The following is a 22,441-nucleotide window of genomic DNA, read 5'->3' on the forward strand; positions in this document are numbered from 1 at the left end:
AGTTGATTTCGTCTTCATCGCAGGAGCCGGCGGCATAAGCCGCTGCCGGCCGAATCGGATATCAATCGACGGAGTCCCAATGATGCATGAAGCCAGTATCCCGCCGTTCGCCGCTGCCGCCAGCCCGGCCGCAAATGCCTGCCGCGAGCGGCGGGCGCAGGTCTGGGCCGCCCCGCTGCTTTGCGCCGGATTGTTGCTGACGGCCTTTCCGGTCCGCACGATCGCCGACACCACGGAAAAGTCGCCGCCGACGGTGGAGTTTAAGATTCCGGCCGGGGCGCTGGCCGATGCGTTGCTGCAGTTTTCCGAGGCCAGCGGCCAGCGATTGCTGATCAATGCCGATCTGCTGCGCGGATTGGTTTCGCCGGGCTTGCAGGGAACAATGACGCCGAGCCAGGCTTTGCAGCGCTTGTTGGCGGGCAGCGGTTTGACGGTCCGGCGTACCGAATCGGGCAGTCTGACCTTGGAAAAAGCCGCGGCCGCATCACCGCAGTCGGCCGCTTCCGTATTGCCCGGCGTGACGGTAACCGGCAGAGCCGAATACGCCGATACCGATCCGTACAACCCGCATTACAACCGGAGCGTTGCCAGCACGGCGACCAAGACCGACACGCCGGTGATGGAAACTCCGGTTTCGATCCAGGTGGTGCCGAAAGCGGTGCTGCAAGACCAGCAGGCGATCCGGGTCGGCGATGCACTGCGCAATGTCAGTGGTTATTTCGATACCCGCGGCGAGGAGTTTTTCTACGACACGGCTTTTCTGCGCGGTTTCGATACCGGTAGCAGCCAGTATATCGACGGCCTGCGCGACGTTTCCCAATCGCATTCGCTGGCCAACATCGAACAGGTCGAAGTTCTGAAAGGCCCGGCCGGCGCCTTGTACGGCCGATTACAACCGGGAGGTTTGATCAACTACGTTACCAAACGGCCGTTGGACACGCCTTACTACTCGGTGCAGCAGCAATTCGGTTCGTTCGATCTGTACCGGACCCTGGTCGATGCAACCGGTCCGGTCAACCAGGACGGCAGCCTGCGGTACCGCTTCAATATGGAGTATCTGGACAGCAATTCGTTCAGGGATGTGGTGCATAAAGAGCGCGGTTTCGTCGCGCCGTCGTTGGCTTGGATATTGTCGCCGCGCACCCGGCTGGATTTCGATTTTCGTTACCACGATGTCAACGGCCCGACGACTTTCGGCGTTCCGGCGGTCGGCAAGCGGCCGGCCAACGTACCGATCAGCCGTTATTTCGGCGAGCCGGCGCTGGACGGCGCCGATTTTAGCTTGCTTTACGGCGGCATGAGTCTGAGCCACGAATTCAACGAGCGCTGGAAGCTGGAAGCCAAGGCCGCTTACAACAGCAACCACCAATACAGCGCCGGCGTCGGCATCGAAGCCCTGGACGAAACCAGCGGCGAGGCTTCGCGCTGGTACAGCATGTACGATTACGACCAGGACAGCATTCAGGGTCTGATCAACCTGACCGGCAAATTTTCCCTGCTCGCTACGGAACATACGCTGGCGGTCGGCGGCGATATTTTTAAAATCGATTACCGCAACAACACCGCGTTGTTTCTGTGCGAAGTGGGCTGCGGCAATACTTTTCCGGCACGGATCAATATTTATCAGCCCATGGTTTACGGCCGGCCGGGCGTGGATTTGAGCCAGGAACAATACGATCCGACTTCGTCCGGCCGCGATTCCTGGTGGGGGCTGTACATCCAGGACCAGGTCAAAATCAGGGAAGATTGGCATGTGTTGTTCGGTACCCGTTACGACCAGGCCCGCACCAGCTGGGTCGATACGCCGACCACGGACGACGGCGAGTTCAGTCCGCGGGTCGGCTTGCTGTATCGGCCGTTGCAGTGGCTTTCGCTCTACGGCAACTACAGCAAAGCCCTGAACGCCGCCAACAGCGTGTTGGTGGCGCCCGGCACGCAGCGCAAACCGGAAATGTCGGAAGGTTACGAAGCCGGTCTGAAAGGCGAGTGGTGGGACGGCAGGCTCAACGCCAGCCTGGCGTTCTTCGAATTGACCAAAAAGAACGTGGCTCAGACCGACCCCGACGACCAACGCTACAGCATCTTCGTCGGCAAGGGCCGCAGCCGCGGCATAGAGTTCGATATGGCCGGCCGGGTCACCGAGCAGTGGAATCTAATCGCAACTTATTCCTATACCGACACCCGGGTGGTGGAAGACGCCGACTTCCGCGACAAACGCTTCATTAATGTGCCGCGCCATGCCGGCAGCCTGTGGTCGAAATACGAGTTTGCCGAACCGGCCTTGAAAGGCCTGTGGTCGGGTGCCGGCGTCTATCTGGTCGGCCAGCGCGAAGGCGACAACCTCAACTCGTTTCAATTGCCCGGCTACGCGCGGGTCGATGCCGCGTTGGGCTACGCCTTTCATGCCGGCCCTTCCAAGATCAGTCTGCAGTTCAATATCGACAATTTGCTGGATAAGCGCTATTACACCAACTCCACCTGGGGCAGCCGTACCGGCGGGATTCAACCGGGCGCGTCGCGCACCTTTTTAGGCTCGGTGCGGATCGAGTTTTGAACCCGGCAGGCTTACGGCGGCGGCAGACCCGCCGCAAAATCTGGCTCAAGCTGCACTTATATCTGGGGTTGAGCGCCGGGGCAATCGTCGCGCTGGCGGGTTTGACCGGGGCGATTCTGGTGTTCTATGAGGAGCTGCAGGAAATTCTGAACCGCGATCAAATCGTCGTTGTCGTGCCGGCACACCCTCAAGTCCGCTCGCTGGACGAGATGGTCGCGGCCGCCGATAGCCTGAAGCGGCCCGGCAGCCGCTTTTTTAAGGTCTATTATCCGCGCCGGCCGGGCTTGGCCTATAAGCTGTTGTATTACGCATCCGTAAGTGGCGAAGCGGACGGCGACGGCTATTACCTCTTCGTCGATCCGTACACGGCTCAGGTAACCGGCCGCCAATTGTGGCATCCCGCCGCCGGTTACTGGCGGCGGCCGCTGGTCAGCTTCATCATGCAACTGCACTATTGTCTGTTGCTGGATCGGTTTGGCGTGGTATTAGTCGGCATTGTCTCGGCGCTGTCGCTGGCTTCGTTATCGACCGGGCTGGTATTGTGGTGGCCGTCGACCGGCCGTTTTACCCGTGCCTTGGCGTGCAGACGCCGCGCCGGTTGGGTCAGACGCAACTACGATCTGCACAAACTGGCCGGTGTTTTGAGCTTTTGTGTGTTGTTTCCGGTGCTGTTTTCCGGGGTGTATTTCAATTTGCCGGAGCCGGTCAACCGGGTGGTCGGCAGGTTTTCGGTGTTGACGCGGCCGAATGCCTGGGAAGGGATCGATAGCGAAAAGTTGTATTCGGAACCGGCCCTGGGCCGCGATCCGATCAGTTTTCAAGTGGCGGAAGCGGCCGTGAATCGGGCGTATCCCGGCGGCAGGTTGTGGATGTTGACCGCACCGACTGGGGAGCGGGGCGTGTTTCGGATTGCCAAACGCGACGCCGCCGAGTTAAGCGGTTTTGCCTTGGGCTATCGGGATTTCGCCGTCGACCAATACAGCGGCAGGTTATTACAAGTCTACGAAGCGGGGCGCGGCAGCTACGGCGATGTGTTTTTGGATTGGCAATGGCCGATCCACAGCGGCCAGGCTTTGGGTTGGAGCGGGCGGCTCGCCGTATTCGCGTCCGGTCTGGCTTGCCCGCTGTTGTATCTGACCGGGGTACTGCGATGGCTGCAAAAGCGGCGGGCCGCCCACGCACGGGAAAATTAAACTATGTTAGCTGCCGGCTGGATTGGGCGATATGCCGTATCTGCCAAGCGACATGGCGCGCAACATTTTGAATGTACAGGCGTTTTTCTGTGGCATGAAACTGGCTGTGTATTCGGCCGACCCCTCTTGCCTATTCCGCCCACCATGAGTTTGGATATTGCCGTACTGTACCGGAGTTACCGTAAAGAGTTGCTGCACCATTTGCAACGCATCGTACACTGCCCGGAGACGGCTCAGGATTTGGTGCAGGAAAGCTATCTGATTTTATGCCGTAACGCTGCCGATACCATTGAGCATCCGCGCGGCTTGCTGTACCGCATCGCCGGCAATCTGGCTTTGGACCATTTGCGCCACGGCCGCATCGTCGATCGGCACCGCGAAACCTGCGATGCGCCGGAAACGGACCGCTACCCGGACGCCGAGAGCCAAGTTGCGGATGCGCAGCGGCGGGCGTTATTGCATCAATCCATCGCCGAATTGCCGCCGCGCTGCCGGGATGCCTTCATCTTGAACAAACTGCGCGGCATGAGTTACCGCGACATCGCCCTGCTACTCGATATCTCCGAGAGCGCCGTGGAAAAACACGTCATCAAGGGCGTGACGTATTGCCGCAAGCGCCTCGGCGGCCAGGTTCGTCGGCGGGAAGCTTTGGCAACTCCGCGCGTTAGCGGTTCCAAGCATCTAGTGGCATAAAGGAGCGATCCATGAAATGGCGCCCGTTCTGGGTGGTTGTACACCGTTACGCCGGGCTGGCGACGACTGCTTTCCTGATTATTGTCGGTCTGACCGGCAGTTTGTTGGCTTTTTACCATGAGCTGGATACTTGGCTGAATCCGGCATTCTCAGTGCCTGCTGCCGGGCAGCCCCGGCTCGAATTGCCGGTCGTGCTGGAGCGAGTGGAACGGTTGGCGCCCAACGCCCGCTTACAGTCGGTAAATTTGGGGCACGACTTGGTCGAGGTTTGGCTCGAACCGAAAACCAACCCGATGAACGGCAAGCCTTACGCCTTGGATTACGACCAATTACTGCTGAATCCTTACAACGGCGACGAGTTGGGCCGGCGCAAGTGGGGCGATCTTAGTCAGGGTTTGACCAATTTGTTGCCGTTCGTCTACCGCTTGCACTACGCCTTGGCGTTGGACGAAATCGGCGGCTGGATCATGGGCATTACCGCGCTGGTATGGACGCTGGACAGCTTCGTCGGTTTTTACCTGACGCTGCCGCCCGCCCGGCGCAACGCTGCGGGAGCCCCGGCCAAGCCGTTTTGGCGGCGTTGGGCTGTGGCCTGGAAGATCAAATGGCAGGGTTCCGCGTATCGGATCAATTTCGATCTGCACCGCGCCGGCGGCCTGTGGCTGTGGTTATTGTTGCTGACCTTCGCTTGGTCCAGCGTTTACATGAATCTGAGCGACAGCGTTTACGCACCGGTGACGCGGACGCTGGTCGGCGAATACCATGAGCCTTGGATCGATGTTCCCGACCTCGACCAGCCGCTGGAAAACCCGGCCATCGGCTGGCGCGACGCCTACCGTATTGCCGGCGAATCGTTGGCCCAGGCCGCCCGTGGACGTGGCGTGGCAGTTAATGAGCCCGTGTCGTTTCGCTACAACGCCGCAAAGGGATTTTACGTTTACACGGCCCGCACCGGCGCCGACATTCAGGATACGGGCGGCGAGACCCGGCTGGTGCTGGACGCCACGACCGGCGCACCGAAATTGTTGCTGTTTCCCCGCGGCCAGTACGCCGGTAACACCGTAACCAGTTGGCTGGCCGCGTTACACATGGCCAAGGTGTTCGGCCTGCCTTACCGGATAGTGGTCTGCATCCTCGGCTTGGCGATCGTCATGCTGTCGGTGACCGGCGTGGTGATTTGGTTGAAGAAGCGGCGGGCGAGGTTGGTTAAATCTTGAATAACCGCTGAAATCAAAACCCCGGTTTGGATGGGCTATATCCCTACGAAGGCGACCATGAACGCAAGTCTAAAAGGTAGCCGAGTCATTCGGAGAAGTTTTATCCGACAATCGTCCGGGGTGGGCTGAGTAGATCAAATTCAACAGAGTTACTTTCTAAACATTGACCGTCTGGAACCCGAAACCAATAACAGCAAGCCGCTAAGCAGCATAAGAAACGACGGTGGCAGAGGCACACTAGCTAGTGTGCCAGCTGACATTATTGTAATCCCTCCAGAACTAAGAGAAATTTGCCCGCCAGCGGGAGGCACTAAAGAAATAGGTGGTCGAGCCAAGAAAGTAACTGATGGAGGCGAAATTTTAACAATTCCGGCCCCGCCCCTACCGGCGCTAATATCTCTACCAGTTGTCACCGTAATATCTCCACCTGATGACAGCGACGGTTCTGTCGGGCTGAAATTGCCGCCGATCAAGCGCGATTCTGGTGAAGAAATAAGAATGCTGGGCTGATTGCCGTTTCCTGCAAATGAAACATCAGAACCAATATGTAATGAATCTTCAGTATTCAACGTTATACGTGGTGCAGAGAGCTTAAAATTACTTAGCGAAAGCCTTCCCTTAGAAAATAAAGTAATCGCAGTATCCGATATTAAACTTCCCTGGCCGAGCGAAAAATCGCCCGTACAACTGAGAGCCAAGCCATTGCTGGAATCCAGAGATTGATCGCCAGAGCAAATAGAGCTACCAAGATCAATAAATGTTGAAGCTTGAATCGTAGACGTTGCTAACCCAAAAACGCAAACCAGAAACCATTTCGCACGCATACTAAATTTATCCTTTTCTAGAATTTAATCTCAGCGTACTACCTGATTATTTCAGCTCTGTGACATAAGCGCGGTCGTTCAATTTGCAACGATTAAAGATGGCTTGGTCATCGCTGGTTGGCCGGCTTCGACACAAAACAGTGCTTTCGTGACCGAACGGTTTATTCACAAACCTCCACCTCAAACTCCGTCCCTTTCACTGCGGTAACTTTGACTTTGGTGCCCACCGGGCTATCCGGGCCGCGAACTGTCCAGATCGTGTCGTCGACTTTGACTTTGCCGTGGCCGTTTTCGATCGGGGCGATCAGATTGAAAGTGCGGCCGACGTATTGGGCGCCGCGCCGATTCAATAACGGGTGGTCGCTAACGTCCGTGGCGCGGTTGCGGGCGTATCGGCGCCAGGCCAGTACCGACGATACCGCCAGCAGCGAAAACAGCAAGACCTGGATGTTGAACGTGGTTGCTTCGATCAGTAGCACCACGGAGCCGACGATGAAGGCAGAAACCGCCAGCCACAGAAAAAAGAAGCCGGTGGCCACAATTTCCAAAGCCAGAAAGCCGACCGCCAGCACCCACCAGTACCAAAATACGATGTCTTGTTCCACCATGTTCAGCCCTTCTTCTGCAAGGCTTCTTTAGCCAGCTCGCCGATGCCGCCCAAAGCGCCGATCACGCTGGAGGCCTCCAGCGGCATGAACACCAATTTGCTGTTACCGGCGGAGGCGACGTCTTTCAAGGATTCGATATATTTTTGGGCGACGAAGTAATTGATGGCCTGTACGTCGCCTTTGGAGATCGCTTCGGACACCATCAGCGTGGCGCGGGCTTCCGCTTCCGCCAGGCGTTCGCGGGCCTCGGCGTCGCGGAACGCGGCTTCCTTACGGCCTTCGGCTTCCAGAATCTTGCTTTGTTTTAAACCTTCGGCTTTCAGGATTTCCGCCTGACGCAGGCCTTCGGCTTCCAGAATTTGCGCGCGTTTTTCCCGCTCGGCTTTCATCTGCCGCGCCATCGAGTCGACTAAATCCTTGGGCGGCGCGATGTCTTTGATTTCGATCCGGGTGACTTTGATCCCCCACGGCGAGGTGGCATCGTCGACGACGGTCAACAGGCGAGCGTTGATTTCGTCGCGGCGGGACAGCAGTTCGTCCAGGTCCATCGAGCCCATCACGGTGCGGATGTTGGTCATCACCAGATTGATGATCGCCACGTCCAGAAAATTGACTTCGTACGCGGCCTTGGCGGCATCCATGATCTGGTAAAAGATCACGCCGTCGACCCGTACCATCGCGTTATCCTTGGTAATTACCTCCTGCGACGGCACGTCCAACACTTGCTCCATCATGTTCAGCTTGCGGCCGATCTGGTCGATGATCGGCACGATAATGTTCAAGCCGGGCGTCAAAGTCGCGGTATATTTACCGAAGCGCTCGACGGTATATTCCATCCCCTGGGGGACGGATTTGACGCTCATGAACACCATCAGTATGGCAAACACCAGTAACACGGTTACAAACAAGCCAAAGCCGCCCATAGCGCCTCCTAAATTTGAAGTTTATTTTTGTTTATTGCCAACGTTTGGTCGGCTAATAATAATGTATGTCCCTTTAACTTGCTGGAAACAGGACCCGGATACATGAATACCTTGATCTACTACAGTTTTAACGTGATGATCCTCGCGGTGGTGATATTGATCGTCGGGATGTTCAAGCCCAAGTGGATTCTGTTGTGGATGGATAAACCGGGGCGGTTGCCGGTAATCGCCATTGCCGGCGCGATTTTCATGGCCGCCGCAGTGATGTTCGGCGAGGGTAACAAGCAATTACAGACTGAAAAAGCCAAGCAGGCTCAATCGCAGCCCCAGCAAAAAGCCAAGGAAGAAGTGCCGGATCTTCATTAGCTCTCGCTCAAACCCGCAAGCCGCGAACCAGCGCTTTCAAGACCTGCAAGTCTTCGGCCGCAGTGCAAGGTTCGTAGCGCAGGCGGATAAAAACCGTTGCAATCCGTTCGATTGCGTCAGCCAAGTCCGGCCGCGCGATCTTGGCGCGTTGCGCCAGGGTCTGCGGGCCGTCGCCGGGACCGAAGTCGACGCCGGCCTGGCGCAGTTTGTCGCAAAACTGGCGGTAGGCCAGCAATACCGGGTCGCGCCGACGCCGGTTCGGCCTTAACAACCGCCAGGCCAACACGCCTCCTAACCCGCCCACGCTGAGCACCAGCCAATAACCCAGCTTGACGAAGTCGTCGATACCCAGGCTTTGCAACAAAGCCTGTTGATTGGCGGTATCGTAGTTGATGACCCAGCGCTGCCATTGGTAATCGACGTTCTGCCACAGTTGCCGGCTGCGTTGTAGCCAGGTCAAGGTGTTGGCATCGAGTTGAATCGGGCTGAAATTCACAGCACCGCTGGCGATCTGCAAATCAACGTTCACGCTTTGTTCGATCCGTTCCGGGGCTATCGCGGCGGTCGGGTCGAAACGCACCCAGCCCTTACCGTCCAGCCAGACTTCGGCCCAGGCATGGGCGTCGGCTTGGCGGATTTCCAGAAAACCGCCTAGCGTGTTAAAGCGGCCGCCTTGGTAGCCGCCGACCACCCGCGCCGGGATTTCGGCGGCCCGCAGCAGATAAACGAAAGCCGTGGCGTAATGGCTGCAAAACCCGGCGCGGCGTTCGAACAGAAACGTGTCGACCGGATGCTCCGGCATCGGCTCCGGATTCAAGGTATAGCGAAAATTTTCGCGGTGGAAGTGCTGCATCAAATTAGCGATCAGCACCTCCGGCGATGTCTCGCCGCCGCGCAACTGGGCGATCAAATTGCGAATTTGTTCGGAAGGCTTGCCGGGCAATTGCAAGTTTTCCCGACTCTCGGCCGGGTTGATGTCGCCGGTGTTGTATACCGGCGTTGATGAAATCCGATATTCGGCGCGGTCGCCGGGATCTTTGTTGGTGGTTAACTGGTACAACTCGTTGCGGCGCAGGCCGGCGCTGAATGTGCTCGGCAATTCCAAAGCAAACACCCAGTTTTGTTTTTGCGGTTCCATCATTAAGGTGTAAGCGTAAGTCTTGCCGCTGAAGACCGGCTGATCGGGATTGGCCGCGCGGAACAAGGCCGGCGCCGCCTTCCAGGCCGAGCCATCGAAAAGGCTATAAACCGGGCCGCGCCAGTAACGCTGGGTCGGCGGCGGCAGATCGCCGTCGAACTTGACCCGAAACACCAGTTCCGGGGACAGGCTCAATTCGGCGATCGAACCCGGTTCCAGCGTATCGCTCAAGCCGCTTTTGGCTTGATTGTCGGCATCCAGCCAACTCCAGCGCGGCGCTTCCAGCCTGGGAAACAACACAAACAACACCATGGCAATCGGCAGACTTTGCAGAATCAGCGCCGCGGCGGTTTTCAGGGCCGGAACGGTTTGCGGCGAGACGCTGTTTTGGGTGATCAACGTCGCCAACAGCACTGCGCAGACCAGCACAATGTAAAGCGCCATCAAGATGCTTTCTTCGTACAAAAACTGGGTTGCGGCGACTATGAAGGCCAGATAGACGATGACATACACATCGCGCTTACCCTGAATTTCCAGTAACTTAAGTCCCAGCGCTACGACAAACAACGCGGTGCCGGCGTCGCGGCCGAAAATGCCGCGGTGCTGGCTGTAGACCAAGCCAATGCCGGCCAACGTCAAGCCAAACAAGGCCAAACGATTCGGCAACCAGTCCGGCCGGCTTATCGCCAACAACCGCCAAAGCCAGGCCAAGCCAAAAAAACCAATCAACAACGGCGGAACATGCCAGGCATGCGGCAAGGTAATCAGGCCGATCGAACCCGATATGAACCATAACAGGCGGGAGGAGGGTTGGCCGTTCATGCTCAAAACAGGGCCAAGGCTTGCAGACATTGGCGGTAGTGGGCCGCGCCGGTATCGGGCTGCAGGCGTAGATTGGGCAGCACCAGCCCGTAGCGCAATCCGGCTTTTTCCGCATCGACGATCCAGCGGCAGAGTTGGCTGAGGCGTTCCTCGCGGTTGTGTCCCGGCGCCTGTTGATAGTCCAGCCATAGCTCGCTGGAACCGGCGCCGGCGTATTGCTTGCTGAAGACGCCCTGGCCCTTGGCGAACGTTTTCCAATGAATCTGCCGAATCGCATCGCCGCGTTGATAAGGGCGCAAGCCGTAAAATTCGTCGCCCTGACGCCGGCTCTGCCCCTCGGCGACGGCACCGTCGTCGCTCTGCGGAAACGGCAATTGCCGCTTGGCCGGTTTGGGATAAACCAGCAACGGGCTGTCGAATCGTAGCGGCGCCCAGGCTCGAAACAATCCCAACGGATACAGGCTGGATACCGTCAATGTCTGCGGTTGCAGCCAGCCGCGGCGAACTGTCGCTTGATACAAAGTTGCGGTTTGGGTTTCGGCCGGCGCCAGGCTGATAGTCAGCTCGGTTTGCAAATGTAGTTGCACGGCAAACCGGCTGAGCCGGCCGGGATTACTGATCTGAAAATTAAAGGCTCCCGCCTGGCCGGCAAACACGGCCGGTTGACGGCCGGCCCTGACGATCAACCCGGCCAGGGCTTTGAAGCTGTGCAAAATCGCGACAAAAAAAATGCTGGCTAACAAAAAGCCCAGTAAATAAGCCAGATTATTGCTGTAAACGAAGCCGATCAACAGCAGCAACAGGATCAGCAGAACGAACGCCAAGCCGCGCTGGGTTGGCAAGATAAAGATCCGGCGGTGGCTGAGCGTGATCGGGCCGGCGGCTGGCGCTTCGCCCCGGAAAAACCGCGACAGGCGAAAGCGGTCCGGTAACGATAACGCCGCCGAGTTCAATGAACCGGCACTTGCGCCAGTATCGGCGCGACGATGCCGACCGAATCGCTGGAGCCGGCATTCAAGCGATGGCCGGCCACTGCCGGTAACACGGCTTGCACATCTTCCGGTAGCACCGCGTGGCGCTTATCGATAAAAGCCCAGGCTTTGGCGGCGGCCAGTAAGCCGAGGCCGGCACGAGGCGACAAGCCGTTGACGAAATCGGGCGACTGCCGGGTGTAAGCCAACAGGGCTTGCAAATAATCCAGCAAAGCGGGCGAGGCGTGCACGCCAGCCGCCGCTTGTTGCAGTTCGACCAGCTGCGTCGGGCTCAGGGCTTCGGGCAGCTTATTAATCAACAGATGGCGAGGTTGGCCGGCCAACAATTCGCGCTCGGCCTGGCGGCTGGGATAGCCCAGTTCTATCCGCATCAGAAAACGATCCACTTGCGATTCCGGCAACGGAAAGGTGCCGATTTGATTGGCCGGATTTTGGGTCGCAATCACGAAAAACGGCTGCGGCAAAGTATAGGTCTGGCCCTCCACGGTTACTTGGCGCTCTTCCATCGCTTCCAGCAACGCACTCTGCGCCTTGGGTGTGGCACGATTGATTTCGTCGGCCAGAATCATTTGTTTGAAGATCGGGCCCGGGTGAAAGCTGAATTGCTGCTTATGAGTGTCGAATACCGTCGAGCCGATGATGTCGGCCGGTAAGATGTCGCTGGTAAATTGAATCCGCTGGTATTCCATGCCGAATAGTCGCGCCAAGGTGTGCGACAACGTGGTTTTGCCGACGCCGGGAATGTCTTCGATCAGCAAATGGCCCTTGGCCAGCAGGCAACAAACCGCCAGCTGAATTTGGCGTTCCTTGCCCAGAATGATCTGGTTGGCGGCGGCGAGTAGCCTGTCGAGAGCAAAGTCCATCGCGAGATTCATGGCAGAAATGTCGATGTTTCGAGTATAGACCAGCTTGGTTGCGCCGGCAGGAGCTTCGTTGTATAAACCAAAAGGCCGGCACCGGCCGGACCAAGCCATGCAGCACCGCTGCGGAGACTGAAATGAAAGAATATCAAGACGTGCGCGACCAACTGCTGAATATGCTGGAAGATCTCGACGACCGGCTGGGTAAGATTACCGCCGATGTGAAGCACGCCGAGCATCCGCTGGATAAGGATTTCTCCGAACAAGCCGTCGAAACCGAAAACGATCAAGTGCTGGATGCCTTGGGTAATGCGGCCCGCGACGAAGTCGAAAAAATCAAACAGGCCATTATCAGAATCGATGCCGGCACGTATGGGGTGTGTGTCAGCTGCGGCGAACCGATTCGGCAGGAGCGGCTGGCAGCGCTGCCGTTCGCCAACCAATGCCTGCGTTGCGCCGAACACAGCCAGAGCCGGCAATAGTCCGTTCCAGCTACGGCCGATCCCGGCTAGCGGAGGATTTTGCTGCCGCTATCGGCGGCACATGTCAGAGCGCTGCCACGGAAAATCCGAACCACTCGTCCAGAATCTGGTGCACGTCGTCGACGCCGACTTTGTCTAAGGCCGAAAACAGCTGCAAGCTCACGACAATATCGACCCGGCTCAACTCCTTCTGCACTTGTAGCAACGTGGTTTTAGCCGCGCCGAATTTGAGTTTGTCGGCCTTGGTCAACAAGATATGCAGCGGTAATTTGCGGTGTTCGCACCACTCGACCATTTGCCAGTCGAAGTCGGTCAACGGATGGCGGATATCCATTACCAACACGATGCCGCACAAAGCTTGGCGTTGGTTCAGATAGGTTTCCATCATTTTCCGCCACTCTTGTCTCATCGCTTCGGGGACTTTGGCGTAACCGTAACCGGGCAAATCCACCAGTTTTCGCTCTGGGTCGATTTCGAAGAAATTCAACAATTGAGTGCGGCCGGGTGTCTTACTGACTCGGGCGAGGGCATTCTGTTGTACCAGCGTATTGATCGCGCTGGATTTACCGGCATTGGAACGGCCGGCGAACGCAATTTCCTTGCCCTGATCCGGCGGCGCATCCTTCAGTTTGGGGGCGCTGTTGATGAACTTGGCCTGGTGGTAGATCGGATTCATCCAGTCTCGCTTACAGTGATTAAATCGGTTAGAATCCGGCCATTATAGCGCTTGGCGGCCGACGGCCGCGTGCTTTGTGCCGATCAACCTTTCCTGAGCAGGGGCCCATAATGATAAGAAAATTGCTGACTGTTTCCATCTCTTTGGCGTTGGCGTCCGCCGCCGGTTATGTCCACGCCCAAGGCAACGCCAGCGCCGGCAAGGCCAAGGCCGCCAGTTGCGCGGGTTGCCATGGTGAAGACGGTAACAGTACCATGCCAAGCTTCCCGAAGTTGGCCGGCCAGCACCAGGGCTATCTGGTGAAGCAATTGCAGGCCTTTAAGAACGGTAGTCGAATTGCGCCTATGATGGCGCCGTTGGCGGCCGGACTGGACGATCAAACCATTCAGGAAATCGCCGCTTACTACGCCGGCAATAAAATCTCCGCCAATCCTGCTCCGGTTTTGCCGGCCAGCGACGACGATGATGACGCTCCGGCCAAAACCGACGAGCAGAAAAAAGCCGAGTTGGCGGCATTGATCGCGCAGGGCAGCGATTTGTACCGCAACGGCAATTTAAGCCGGGAAGTCTCGGCTTGCGTGGCGTGTCACGGCCCTTATGCGGAAGGCAACAAACCGGCCTCGTTCCCGTCGCTGCATTCGCAACATGCCGATTATCTGATCAAAACCCTCACCGATTTCAAGACCGGCGCCCGTAGCAACAATCGGGAAAACATGATGCACATGATCGCCACCAAGATGACCGATGAGGATATCAAAGCGGTTTCTTATTACATCTCGACGATGAAATAAGCCCATCGAAGCCGATTGTCGGGATTATTTTTTACGGAGAACTTTGATGTTAAAAATTATTGCGTTGCTGGGGCTGTTCGGTTTTGCCACGTTGGCGAATGCGGAAGGCGGTTATGATCCCGTCTCGCCGGCGCAACCGGTGCAAAATCCGGCTAAAGTCGAAGTTATCGAGTTTTTCTGGTACGGCTGCCCGCACTGCTACAGTCTGGAGCCGGCAATGGTGGCGTGGCTGAAAACCAAGCCGGCCAACGTCGAATTTATCCGCCAACCGGCGGTGTTCAGCGAGCTGTGGGGCAAGCACGCTAAAGCTTATTACACCGCAGAAGCTCTGGGTGTATTGGAAAATGTGCATGCCGACCTGTTCAACACCGTCCAAGCAGCGCTTCGAGACAAAAAGCCGGCACTAACAGACGAAGACGACTTGGCGAAATTTTTTGCCGCCCACGGCGTGAAAGAGGAAGATTTCCGTGCCGCCTACAGCTCGTTTCTGGTCGACGCCAAATTGCGCCAGGCCGAATCGATCGGGCCGCGCTACGGCATTACCGGCGTGCCCTCTCTGGTGGTCAACGGCAAATACAAGGTGACCGCGCAGTCGGCCAAATCACAGGCCAATATGCTTAACGTGGTCAACCAGCTGATCGCCCAGGAAAGCCCCCAAAAATAAGGCTGCAACAGCCTTGGCAGCTTCCGGCAGGGACGCGGAAGCCGTCCGTCGCAATTTTGGCCATAGGCTATACTTGGCCCGATGAAAGTTTCGATATTGAGGCGGAGTTCATGGTTTTTTTCAAAAACAAGGAAGAAGGGCCGGAAAAGTGGAAGGAGAAATATCTCCGGCTTTTGGATGAGCAGGAACAAAGCGAAAAGCAGTTCAAAGCCAACGAAGAATTACTCTGCAAAACCATCGTCCGTTTTGCGTTAGCGGTGAAAGGGCTCAACCGGCAGTTAGACCCGCATTTGAACCGGATCCGCAATTTGTTGAAAAGCGGTCTGCAAAGCCAACAGCTACAACAGGAATTGGCTGCCTTCTCGGCCGCGTTGGCCAAATTGGAAGATTCGGCGGAAACCAATTTTGCCGATGCCGGCTTGTTATTCGAATTTCTCGGCAAACAATACCCGCCGTTGCAACTTCGCTTCGACCACGTTCGCGACGATTACGAAAACCGCCGGTTTAATAACAACCAAGGATTGTTCTTGGCGCTGTTGGAACTGATCGAAGCCGAAAACAAAGCTCAGGCGCTGCCGGCTCTCGGTATAGAGCTGCCGGCCGGCGACATCGATGTCGATGCGATCCACATTCAGTTGATACGCTTGCTGGACAATGCCGAGATCCCGTCGTTTTTCGCGGCGGACGCCGAGCGATTGAAACAGCGGATCCAGACCGAACGGCAGCCTTTGGGTCGGGTGTTCGACGATACCATCAGTCTGTTGCTGTCGATAAAAAGCCATCTGGAAGCCGAGCAGCGCGAAATGGCGGTATTTCTGGCCGCGTTAACCGAACAGTTGACGGAGCTTGGCATCAGAGCCACCGGCGTCAACTTGGCCGCCGAAAACAGTTTGAAAAAACGTAACCTGTTGGATCGCACCGTATCCGAACAGATTCAGGAATTGAAGGAAAAGGCCGAAAATGCCACCCAATTGGAACCGCTGAAGCAAGTCGTCAGCAGCCGGCTCAGTACCATCAGCGAGCAAATTCAGGAACACAATCGCCGGGAACAACAGGAACGCGATCGGGTGAGTCAAGAAATGCAGGCCTTGGCAAATAAATTGAAAGAAATGGAAACCGAATCCGGCGAATTGCGTTCGCGACTGGATGTCGCCCAGCAGCGGGCAACCCGCGATCCATTGACGGGTTTGCCGAATCGATTGGCTTTCGAAGACCGGCTCGCCGACGAAATCGCGCGTTGCAAGCGGCACAAGTCGCCGCTGACGATGATCGTCTGGGATGTGGATTTGTTCAAGGCTATCAACGACACTTACGGTCATAAGTCCGGAGATAAGGCGTTAGTCATTATCGCCAAGTTATTGACCGAACATTGCCGGCAAACCGACTTCGTTTCCCGTTTCGGCGGTGAAGAATTCGTCATGTTATTGCCTGACACCAATGCCGCGGCCGGACTGCAAGTCGCCGAAAAGCTGCGTAATACGGTACAAGGCTGCAGTTTCAACGCCAATGGCAACAAAGTGAACATTACCCTGTCCGGCGGCTTGAGTCAGTACCGGGAAGGCGATAGCACCGAGGCTTTATTCGAACGTGCCGATGCCGGTTTGTATCAGGCCAAGCATTCCGGTCGGAATCGTTGCGTCGTGGTTTAGAGCGATTGTACGATGGCAATTCAGTCCCCTTATTCCGCCCCGGTCGATATCGAAAAATTTCTGTATAAGTTGGTCATCCAACTTTTGATTTTCAGCCAAGGCAGCCACAAATTACTGGAGCCGCATCTGGTGACGATCGGCGCTAGATTGCGCAGCGGCGCAAATTTGCATGACTTGTTGCAGGAGCTGCAAGCCGTGTCGAAAACGTTGTTACAAATATCCAAGCAAGCCAAAGAAGAGCCCGGAAGCGATAGTTCGGCCGCTGCCCAGCATGACTATGTGTTTCAACGCCTGGAGGAACTGTTAGGCGAAGCTGAGGTGCCGCGGAGATTTCAGCAGCAGACTACGCTGCTCCGGCAACGCGTCCACGCCAGACAAACCGGGCAAGCGTATAAACGCGTAATCGACTCGGCGATCGAGTTGTTGTTGAACATCAAGGACTATGGAGCTTCCGAGAAAAAGGATCTTGATCTGTTTCTGGCCGACTTGACCGATCAACTGGGCGAAATCGAGCAACAGGCCGAAACCGCCAGCAAAGCCAACAAATTGTCGATGGACAATCGCAACGACCTGAGCGAAAGAATTTCGCGGCAGGTCGGTGATTTGAAGGACTCTGCACAATCGGCGCAAGGACTGGCCGAGTTGAAAACCCACACCAGCGAGCACCTCGACCGCTTACTGGAACAATTGCTCGAACACAAGCAGATGGAAGACTTGCGCCAGCTCGAAGCGCAGCAGGAAATCGAGATCATGACGCAAAAATTGCAGGCCTTGGAAACCGAGACCGAGACTTTGCGCACCAAGTTGAAAATCGAGCACGACAAAGCAATGTGCGATTCGCTGACCGGGTTGCCCAACCGTTTGGCTTACAACAACAGGGTGGAAATGGAAACGAATCGCTGGAAGCGCTACAAGGAGTCGTTGGCGTTGGTGATTTGGGATATCGACCATTTCAAGCAGATTAATGACAATTACGGCCACAAAGCCGGCGACAAGACTTTGGCTTTGGTCGGTCAATTATTGTCAAGCAACTGTCGGGAAACCGATTTCGTCGCCCGATACGGCGGCGAAGAGTTTGTGATGCTGATGCCCAACACCCCTGAAGACCAAGCCCTGGAAGTCGCAGACAGCATTCGCAGTATTGTGCAGCATTCCGGATTTCATTCCAACGGCGAGGAAATCAATTTAACCTTGAGTTGCGGCGTCAGCGAATTCAAGGAAGGCGACCAGCACGAAGACGTTTTCGTTCGAGCCGACCAAGCGTTGTACCGCTCCAAACAACAGGGCCGAAACCGTTGTACTTTATTCACCGACGATCTCGGCTAGGGGCGCGGCAAGCGCCCGCCTGCGCTATCTAACGTAATTGCCGGGCGGCAAGGCGGGATTAGTTGAAAAAGAAAGGGTAGCGGGCGGAACGGTAAGGCCGGGTAGCGGCCATACAGCGATCGAACACGGTAATTGCTTGGTCGCAGGAAATCACTTCTTGCTGACTGTCCAAAATGTAGTGGGCCAAATTCAAAATGCATTTCCAATGCCGGCGATCGTCGATAATGCGGAAGGCTTCGGCCAGTAATTCCTGCATTTTCTTTTCGCGCTCGGCCCTGGATGAAATGAAGTGCTCCAAATAGCTTGAGGCGGTCTCCAGATCGCTGTATCCGCCGTAGTTGTGCAGCGCGTTGAAATTAATCAGGTTGAGATTGAACACCTCGTCGTCGCGGATTGCCACGTATTTGGCTTCGGCTAACGGGCCGGCCAGCAGATTCACGACATCGGCTTCGTAAGCCCTTTGGCAACTGTGCTGTTGATGTTCTGCAAGTAATGAAAAACTTTCGACGACGGCGATCGGCAGGTTTTGGATCAGATTACCGTCCACCACTTTGGCAAAGAACTGGTCTTTACCCGCTCCGGGGCGTTGGACATGGATTTCGAAAAACACGGGAGGTAATTGCTTTTGCCGGTTGCCAAGGTAAATGGCCGCTGCGTGGCCGGCTTCGTGAAAAGCGGTGCGTAAGTCCAATTCGTCCGGATGCACGAAAGTGGACGTCGAAGAATGGTAGTTTCTTTCCATAATGACAACCTCGTCCAAAAAAAGATGCGGCGCAAGGCCGCATTGAGGAAGGATATTAAAACTCTTTACCCTTTAGGAGAGGGAGCGCATACATAAGAGTTGCATATAGTTTACTGGCGGGCTAGGGATTTGAGAATGTGACAAATTGCCGCGCGGCAAACTGTCGCTCGATATTGAGGCTTGGAAAACATCGCGCCGAGGGCACGGTTTCGGCAGCCGTAGTATCTAGCATTAGCGATCAGCGTTCTGCGGTTTGCCGAACCAAAACGGTAACGACAGCACCGCCAGATAGACCAGCCAAGTCGCTAATTGCCGGTTGTTCAGCGTGTAACTTAGCGCGACCGGCAAACCTTCGGCTATGCCGGGATGAGCCTGGATGAAATCCCGGCCCACCATAAATGCCAGGCTTTCGCCGACCACCATTCCGGCAATTGCGAAACACAGCAAGTAGGCGACGACACGGCTATGTTTGAGGCCTGATTCCCAGCCTATCAACTGATCGAACGCCAGCAAGCCGCCGTTGGATTTCCCAGGTCCCAACCATCGGGATACGATTAGCGCGACCAAGCCGGAAACCGGAACCGAAAACTGTTCGATCGGGAAGCTCAGATAGCGGCCATTGACTGCCAGGCCGTAAGTTTTGTACAGCGCCAAGCCGACAAACAGTAAGTATCCTGTCCGCAATGCCTTTGCCAGCTCCAGCGATCCGGGGCGGCCGGCCAGGATCTGCTGCACCCGGCCAAGCAACAACCCGGCCATTGCCGCGTTGGCCAACACTATTAATAAGGTGTACAACCTTTGCCAGTCGCTGTAGCTGGTATACCAAAGGAAATCGGCCAGCGTGACCAAACAGGCGCTGAAGGTCTGAATCGTCGCCAAAACCAGCAGCATCCCCCGCCAAGGCAAGGCTTGCAGCTTGTTAAAAAAGACTCCAATCACCGCCAAGCTAAGCAATGTGGCCGCCGCCAAGCGCCATGTCCAGTTCGGCGTTTCCAGCACCGGCCCGGTTAACGGAAATACCGGTTTGCGGGAAGCCGAGAACAGGCCCCAGTTAGCGCCGACCACGCCTTCCAACTCGCTTTTCCAGGGCTGATTGAAGGCTTCGACAATGTTGTAATCGAAATTATGGCGCTGGGCGACCTGGATCATGCCGCGGATGAACTTGGCTTCGTTGACCACGCTCGGTACTGCCAGACCGCGCTGGCGACCGGCACTGGGCCAGCCGGACTCGCCGATCAGAATCGGTTTGCCGGGGGCGATGCCGCGCGCTTCGTCTTCCACTTGTTTGACGATTTTCTCCAAATGTTGCGTCGCATTTTCCACCGAGATCGGCTCGTCCTCCCAATAGGGCAGAATATGAATGGTGATGAAATCGACCTCGTTGATCAGTTGCGGATGCTTCATATACATAGACCAGACGTCGGCATAAGACACCGGTTGCTTGACCGCCTGCTTCACGGCGCGGATGTAACCGATCAGCCGATCGACATCCATTTCGCCGCGCAACAAAACTTCATTGCCGACGATGACCCGTTTCACGACATCGGGATTCGCGTTCGCTGATTTGATCAAGGCTTCCATTTCCCGTTGGTTGTCGAGATAAATCGCATCGATCCAACAACCCTGAATCATCTGCAAACCGTATTTCCGTGCTAATTCGGGCGTGGGTTGCATGCCGCCCAGGCTGGAATAGGTGCGGATGGTTTCGGTTTTATCCGCCAATAAACGCAAATCCTCATCGACGTGTTCGGGCAGCGGAAACTTTGCCAGCAACGGATTGAAGCCTTCACGGAACGGCGCAAACGACAGACTCATCAACTTGCCGGCCGGAACGTCGGTGCCGGCATCCTGCGGGCGGTTACTGAGCCAGGCATAGCCGCCGTGAACTGATAAAATTAGGATCAAACAAAGCAGGAGTCGTAGGCTGGGCATAATGTCGCGTGCTGAATTAACGGGCAAATATTTTGTCCGACGATTAGCAAAAAGCGCCGGTTATGGAATTATAAGGCATAGCCGCTTCGCCCGATTGCAAGGTTTTCTCGGCTGGCGAACCGAGCCGCCTCGGCGGCAAAATTGTTAAATAATTTCTGTACTTTACCCATGGGTTCTGGTTACAGTATCGCGCTTTTTCTGATGTTCGGATGCCCTGTCGAGCTATCCGCTAATTTGTCTGTTTTATGAGGTTTTGTATGCATAAAAAGGTTATCCCCATGCTGTGTGGCGCGATGTTGCTGTCCGGTTCGCACTGGGTTTTGGCGGCGGCGGACAAGCTACCGGCAAGTACTAACGTCAAATTGGGGGCGGCAGAAGAGTTTTGTTCAGAATTTACCGATCCGAAATGGCGCGAGGCGCAAGTGATCGACGGTGTGGAAATTCAGGAGTCGCGGATGTGCAATCCGGACAACCCTGCCGAGATCGCTGCGTTTGTAAAAGGTACCAACAATATTTCCATGGCGACCCTGATGGAAACCCAGTTGGCCGCCGATGCGATCACCGTCAGCAACGACATGGACGGCGACGGCGATCCGGACCATTACATCATCAAGCTGGAAATCGCCGAGCTCAACGGCCATTCGCCGGACATGAAGGAACCGACCACGACTTTCGACATTGCCCCCGGCATTCAGCCCACGTTCTGGGTTTATGCGCCCAAAACCCGTGACATGTCGACTCTGAGCCTATACGAACCGGTGGCAAATCCGCTGTTGCGTGCACCGTCGCCGGTAATCCGCGTAGAGCAAGGCGACATCGTTTGGATTGTGTTGGAAAACAGTCATTACTTCCCGCATTCGATTCATTTGCACGGTATCGACCATCCTTACATGGACCATGGCGGCGAAGGCAACGACGGCGTCGGCCAGACCGGGCAAATGGACGTGATGCCGGGCCAAAGCAAAACCTATGTCATCAAACCCCGTCAGCCGGGCACGATGTATTACCATTGCCATGTTCAGCCCCACACGCATATTCCGATGGGGTTGCAAGGTATTTTTGTGGTGGAAGAAAACCGCCCGAATAACTGGGTCCAGGTGTTTAACGTCGGTGCCGGCCAAGTCCGCCATCCATCGGTAGCGGTCAAGGAAAAATACGCGGGCGAATACGATCTGCACTACCAATCCGCGGACAAGGAGCTGCATGAAATGGTGCGTTCCGCTAACGATCCGCGGATTATCGCCCGGCGCATGAATCAGGAATACGATATCACCGAAGCCAAGCCGGATTACTTCATGCTCAACGGCCGCTCGTTCCCGTACACTTTACGCGAATCGTTGATCCTGATGGAAGAGAACAAAAAGGTCAAAATTCGCGTCCTGAACGGCCATGAGGAAGAGTTCGCATTGCATATCCACGGCCATAAACCGATGGTGACACATTACGACGGCGTCGATAACGGCCCCTCCTCTTATATCAAGCGCGACGTGCATGGCATGGTGCCGGCACAACGACTTGATCTGGAACTTAGCGGCGTCGACGATGGCTTGAATAGTTTCGGCCAAGGCGTCTGGATGTTTCACGACCATGTCGAGAAATCGTTCACCACCAACGGTATCGGCGAAGGTGGCGACATTAGCTTGGTGGTTTACAAAGGCTACATGGATGAGCGCGGCATCCCCAAAGTTCACGGCATGAGCTTGGCGCCTTATTTCACCAAGGAATTCTGGCAAGGCAAATTCCCCGCTTGGCAGGATTACGATGCCTGGAAAAGCCTGGGTTTACCGGACATTTCCAACAAAAAACAAGCTGCATTCGTACCGCCACCGCCTGCACCGGCTAAAACCGATGTCGCTGGGCAACCGGCGTCCGCGGAACAATCGTCATTTTTCGGCCAATTGGTTACCGGCCTGATTTTAGGCGGTTTGGCTTATGTCGGTTTTGCCAATCGGCAACGTATCCTGGATTTATTCGGGAAAAAGTAATCCG

Annotated in this window: 20 protein-coding genes; 11 read left to right on the top strand and 9 right to left on the bottom strand. The window is 56.0% G+C overall.

Annotated elements, in window-relative coordinates:
• The first annotated feature begins 79 nt into the window (after window positions 1–79).
• The 4 genes from ACH518_RS05320 (at window position 80) to ACH518_RS05335 (ending at window position 5,657) form a co-directional block, all read left to right on the top strand.
• Window positions 80–2,554 (top strand): TonB-dependent siderophore receptor, encoded by a 2,475-nt coding sequence (locus tag ACH518_RS05320; protein ID WP_445372146.1) that lies wholly within the window; start codon window positions 80–82, stop codon window positions 2,552–2,554.
• Window positions 2,551–3,747: a PepSY-associated TM helix domain-containing protein gene (locus ACH518_RS05325; protein ID WP_445372147.1), complete on the top strand. Its 1,197-nt coding sequence runs from the start codon at window positions 2,551–2,553 to the stop codon at window positions 3,745–3,747. Before ACH518_RS05320 ends, ACH518_RS05325 begins: the two co-directional genes overlap by 4 nt.
• A 144-nt stretch (window positions 3,748–3,891) precedes the next feature.
• Window positions 3,892–4,440 (top strand): RNA polymerase sigma factor, encoded by a 549-nt coding sequence (locus ACH518_RS05330; RefSeq protein ID WP_445372148.1) that lies wholly within the window; start codon window positions 3,892–3,894, stop codon window positions 4,438–4,440.
• Between the two features lie 11 nt (window positions 4,441–4,451).
• Window positions 4,452–5,657: a PepSY-associated TM helix domain-containing protein gene (locus tag ACH518_RS05335; protein ID WP_445372149.1), complete on the top strand. Its 1,206-nt coding sequence runs from the start codon at window positions 4,452–4,454 to the stop codon at window positions 5,655–5,657.
• Between the two features lie 149 nt (window positions 5,658–5,806).
• Here the strand turns inward: ACH518_RS05335 and ACH518_RS05340 are convergent, their stop codons facing one another.
• The 3 genes from ACH518_RS05340 to ACH518_RS05350 all read right to left on the bottom strand — a co-directional run bounded on the left by ACH518_RS05340 (window position 5,807) and on the right by ACH518_RS05350 (window position 8,012).
• Entirely contained in the window at window positions 5,807–6,481 is a 675-nt protein-coding gene (locus ACH518_RS05340; RefSeq protein ID WP_445372150.1) for a hypothetical protein, read from the bottom strand.
• 161 nt (window positions 6,482–6,642) lie between these two features.
• Window positions 6,643–7,089 carry an NfeD family protein gene (locus tag ACH518_RS05345; RefSeq protein ID WP_445372151.1) on the bottom strand — a complete coding sequence of 149 codons (447 nt, stop codon included), beginning with the start codon at window positions 7,087–7,089 and terminating at the stop codon, window positions 6,643–6,645.
• A 2-nt stretch (window positions 7,090–7,091) separates the two neighbouring features.
• Window positions 7,092–8,012, bottom strand: coding sequence for an SPFH domain-containing protein (locus ACH518_RS05350; protein WP_445372152.1), 921 nt, complete (start codon window positions 8,010–8,012; stop codon window positions 7,092–7,094).
• 102 nt (window positions 8,013–8,114) lie between these two features.
• Here ACH518_RS05350 and ACH518_RS05355 point away from each other — a divergent pair, with 102 nt between their 5' ends.
• Window positions 8,115–8,378, top strand: coding sequence for a hypothetical protein (locus ACH518_RS05355; protein WP_140913573.1), 264 nt, complete (start codon window positions 8,115–8,117; stop codon window positions 8,376–8,378).
• A gap of 7 nt (window positions 8,379–8,385) precedes the next feature.
• Here the strand turns inward: ACH518_RS05355 and ACH518_RS05360 are convergent, their stop codons facing one another.
• The 3 genes from ACH518_RS05360 to ACH518_RS05370 form a co-directional block, all read right to left on the bottom strand.
• Window positions 8,386–10,338: a transglutaminase TgpA family protein gene (locus tag ACH518_RS05360; RefSeq protein ID WP_445372153.1), complete on the bottom strand. Its 1,953-nt coding sequence runs from the start codon at window positions 10,336–10,338 to the stop codon at window positions 8,386–8,388.
• A 2-nt stretch (window positions 10,339–10,340) separates the two neighbouring features.
• Window positions 10,341–11,180, bottom strand: a complete 840-nt coding sequence (locus ACH518_RS05365; RefSeq protein ID WP_445372154.1) for a DUF58 domain-containing protein — start codon at window positions 11,178–11,180, stop codon at window positions 10,341–10,343.
• Between the two features lie 107 nt (window positions 11,181–11,287).
• Window positions 11,288–12,193: an AAA family ATPase gene (locus ACH518_RS05370; protein ID WP_140913595.1), complete on the bottom strand. Its 906-nt coding sequence runs from the start codon at window positions 12,191–12,193 to the stop codon at window positions 11,288–11,290.
• A 134-nt stretch (window positions 12,194–12,327) separates the two neighbouring features.
• On the opposite strand from ACH518_RS05370, the gene ACH518_RS05375 reads away from it, so the two are divergent.
• The gene (locus ACH518_RS05375; protein WP_140913576.1) at window positions 12,328–12,672 is read left to right on the top strand and encodes a TraR/DksA family transcriptional regulator; all 345 of its coding nucleotides are present in this window, start codon (window positions 12,328–12,330) and stop codon (window positions 12,670–12,672) included.
• A gap of 64 nt (window positions 12,673–12,736) precedes the next feature.
• Here ACH518_RS05375 and yihA read toward each other — a convergent pair whose 3' ends face one another.
• On the bottom strand, window positions 12,737–13,348 hold the full coding sequence (gene yihA, locus ACH518_RS05380) for a ribosome biogenesis GTP-binding protein YihA/YsxC (RefSeq protein ID WP_140913577.1): 612 nt from the start codon (window positions 13,346–13,348) through the stop codon (window positions 12,737–12,739).
• 110 nt (window positions 13,349–13,458) lie between these two features.
• Between yihA and ACH518_RS05385 the strand changes: the two genes are divergently transcribed.
• From ACH518_RS05385 to ACH518_RS05400, 4 genes are all read left to right on the top strand, one after another.
• Complete coding sequence (locus tag ACH518_RS05385; RefSeq protein WP_278209899.1) at window positions 13,459–14,139, top strand: c-type cytochrome; 681 nt, start codon at window positions 13,459–13,461, stop codon at window positions 14,137–14,139.
• Window positions 14,140–14,185: 46 nt separating this feature from the next.
• Window positions 14,186–14,803, top strand: coding sequence for a thiol:disulfide interchange protein DsbA/DsbL (locus tag ACH518_RS05390; RefSeq protein ID WP_140913579.1), 618 nt, complete (start codon window positions 14,186–14,188; stop codon window positions 14,801–14,803).
• Between the two features lie 110 nt (window positions 14,804–14,913).
• Complete coding sequence (locus ACH518_RS05395; RefSeq protein ID WP_445372155.1) at window positions 14,914–16,452, top strand: GGDEF domain-containing protein; 1,539 nt, start codon at window positions 14,914–14,916, stop codon at window positions 16,450–16,452.
• A 12-nt stretch (window positions 16,453–16,464) separates the two neighbouring features.
• A complete protein-coding gene (locus tag ACH518_RS05400; RefSeq protein ID WP_445372156.1) occupies window positions 16,465–17,778 on the top strand; it encodes a diguanylate cyclase in 1,314 nt (437 codons plus the stop codon).
• A gap of 58 nt (window positions 17,779–17,836) precedes the next feature.
• Here ACH518_RS05400 and ACH518_RS05405 read toward each other — a convergent pair whose 3' ends face one another.
• Together ACH518_RS05405 and ACH518_RS05410 are read right to left on the bottom strand one after the other, a co-directional pair.
• Window positions 17,837–18,520 carry a hypothetical protein gene (locus tag ACH518_RS05405; RefSeq protein ID WP_186289645.1) on the bottom strand — a complete coding sequence of 228 codons (684 nt, stop codon included), beginning with the start codon at window positions 18,518–18,520 and terminating at the stop codon, window positions 17,837–17,839.
• Between the two features lie 231 nt (window positions 18,521–18,751).
• The gene (locus tag ACH518_RS05410) at window positions 18,752–20,425 is read right to left on the bottom strand and encodes a glycoside hydrolase family 17 protein (RefSeq protein ID WP_445372157.1); all 1,674 of its coding nucleotides are present in this window, start codon (window positions 20,423–20,425) and stop codon (window positions 18,752–18,754) included.
• A gap of 284 nt (window positions 20,426–20,709) precedes the next feature.
• Here ACH518_RS05410 and ACH518_RS05415 point away from each other — a divergent pair, with 284 nt between their 5' ends.
• Window positions 20,710–22,437, top strand: coding sequence for a multicopper oxidase domain-containing protein (locus ACH518_RS05415; RefSeq protein WP_445372158.1), 1,728 nt, complete (start codon window positions 20,710–20,712; stop codon window positions 22,435–22,437).
• Window positions 22,438–22,441 lie beyond the last annotated feature (4 nt).

The sequence above is a fragment of the Methylomonas sp. HW2-6 genome, from assembly GCF_052474525.1.

Excerpts from the sequence above, each read along its gene's own strand:
- ACH518_RS05320 (WP_445372146.1), top strand. The coding sequence starts at position 80 with ATGATGCATGAAGCCAGTATCCCGCCGTTCGCCGCTGCCGCCAGCCCG.
- ACH518_RS05330 (WP_445372148.1), top strand. The coding sequence starts at position 3,892 with ATGAGTTTGGATATTGCCGTACTGTACCGGAGTTACCGTAAAGAGTTG.
- ACH518_RS05335 (WP_445372149.1), top strand. The coding sequence starts at position 4,452 with ATGAAATGGCGCCCGTTCTGGGTGGTTGTACACCGTTACGCCGGGCTG.
- ACH518_RS05340 (WP_445372150.1), bottom strand. The coding sequence starts at position 6,481 with ATGCGTGCGAAATGGTTTCTGGTTTGCGTTTTTGGGTTAGCAACGTCT.
- ACH518_RS05345 (WP_445372151.1), bottom strand. The coding sequence starts at position 7,089 with ATGGTGGAACAAGACATCGTATTTTGGTACTGGTGGGTGCTGGCGGTC.
- ACH518_RS05350 (WP_445372152.1), bottom strand. The coding sequence starts at position 8,012 with ATGGGCGGCTTTGGCTTGTTTGTAACCGTGTTACTGGTGTTTGCCATA.
- ACH518_RS05355 (WP_140913573.1), top strand. The coding sequence starts at position 8,115 with ATGAATACCTTGATCTACTACAGTTTTAACGTGATGATCCTCGCGGTG.
- ACH518_RS05360 (WP_445372153.1), bottom strand. The coding sequence starts at position 10,338 with ATGAACGGCCAACCCTCCTCCCGCCTGTTATGGTTCATATCGGGTTCG.
- ACH518_RS05370 (WP_140913595.1), bottom strand. The coding sequence starts at position 12,193 with ATGGACTTTGCTCTCGACAGGCTACTCGCCGCCGCCAACCAGATCATT.
- ACH518_RS05375 (WP_140913576.1), top strand. The coding sequence starts at position 12,328 with ATGAAAGAATATCAAGACGTGCGCGACCAACTGCTGAATATGCTGGAA.
- yihA (WP_140913577.1), bottom strand. The coding sequence starts at position 13,348 with ATGAATCCGATCTACCACCAGGCCAAGTTCATCAACAGCGCCCCCAAA.
- ACH518_RS05385 (WP_278209899.1), top strand. The coding sequence starts at position 13,459 with ATGATAAGAAAATTGCTGACTGTTTCCATCTCTTTGGCGTTGGCGTCC.
- ACH518_RS05390 (WP_140913579.1), top strand. The coding sequence starts at position 14,186 with ATGTTAAAAATTATTGCGTTGCTGGGGCTGTTCGGTTTTGCCACGTTG.
- ACH518_RS05395 (WP_445372155.1), top strand. The coding sequence starts at position 14,914 with ATGGTTTTTTTCAAAAACAAGGAAGAAGGGCCGGAAAAGTGGAAGGAG.
- ACH518_RS05400 (WP_445372156.1), top strand. The coding sequence starts at position 16,465 with ATGGCAATTCAGTCCCCTTATTCCGCCCCGGTCGATATCGAAAAATTT.
- ACH518_RS05405 (WP_186289645.1), bottom strand. The coding sequence starts at position 18,520 with ATGGAAAGAAACTACCATTCTTCGACGTCCACTTTCGTGCATCCGGAC.
- ACH518_RS05415 (WP_445372158.1), top strand. The coding sequence starts at position 20,710 with ATGCATAAAAAGGTTATCCCCATGCTGTGTGGCGCGATGTTGCTGTCC.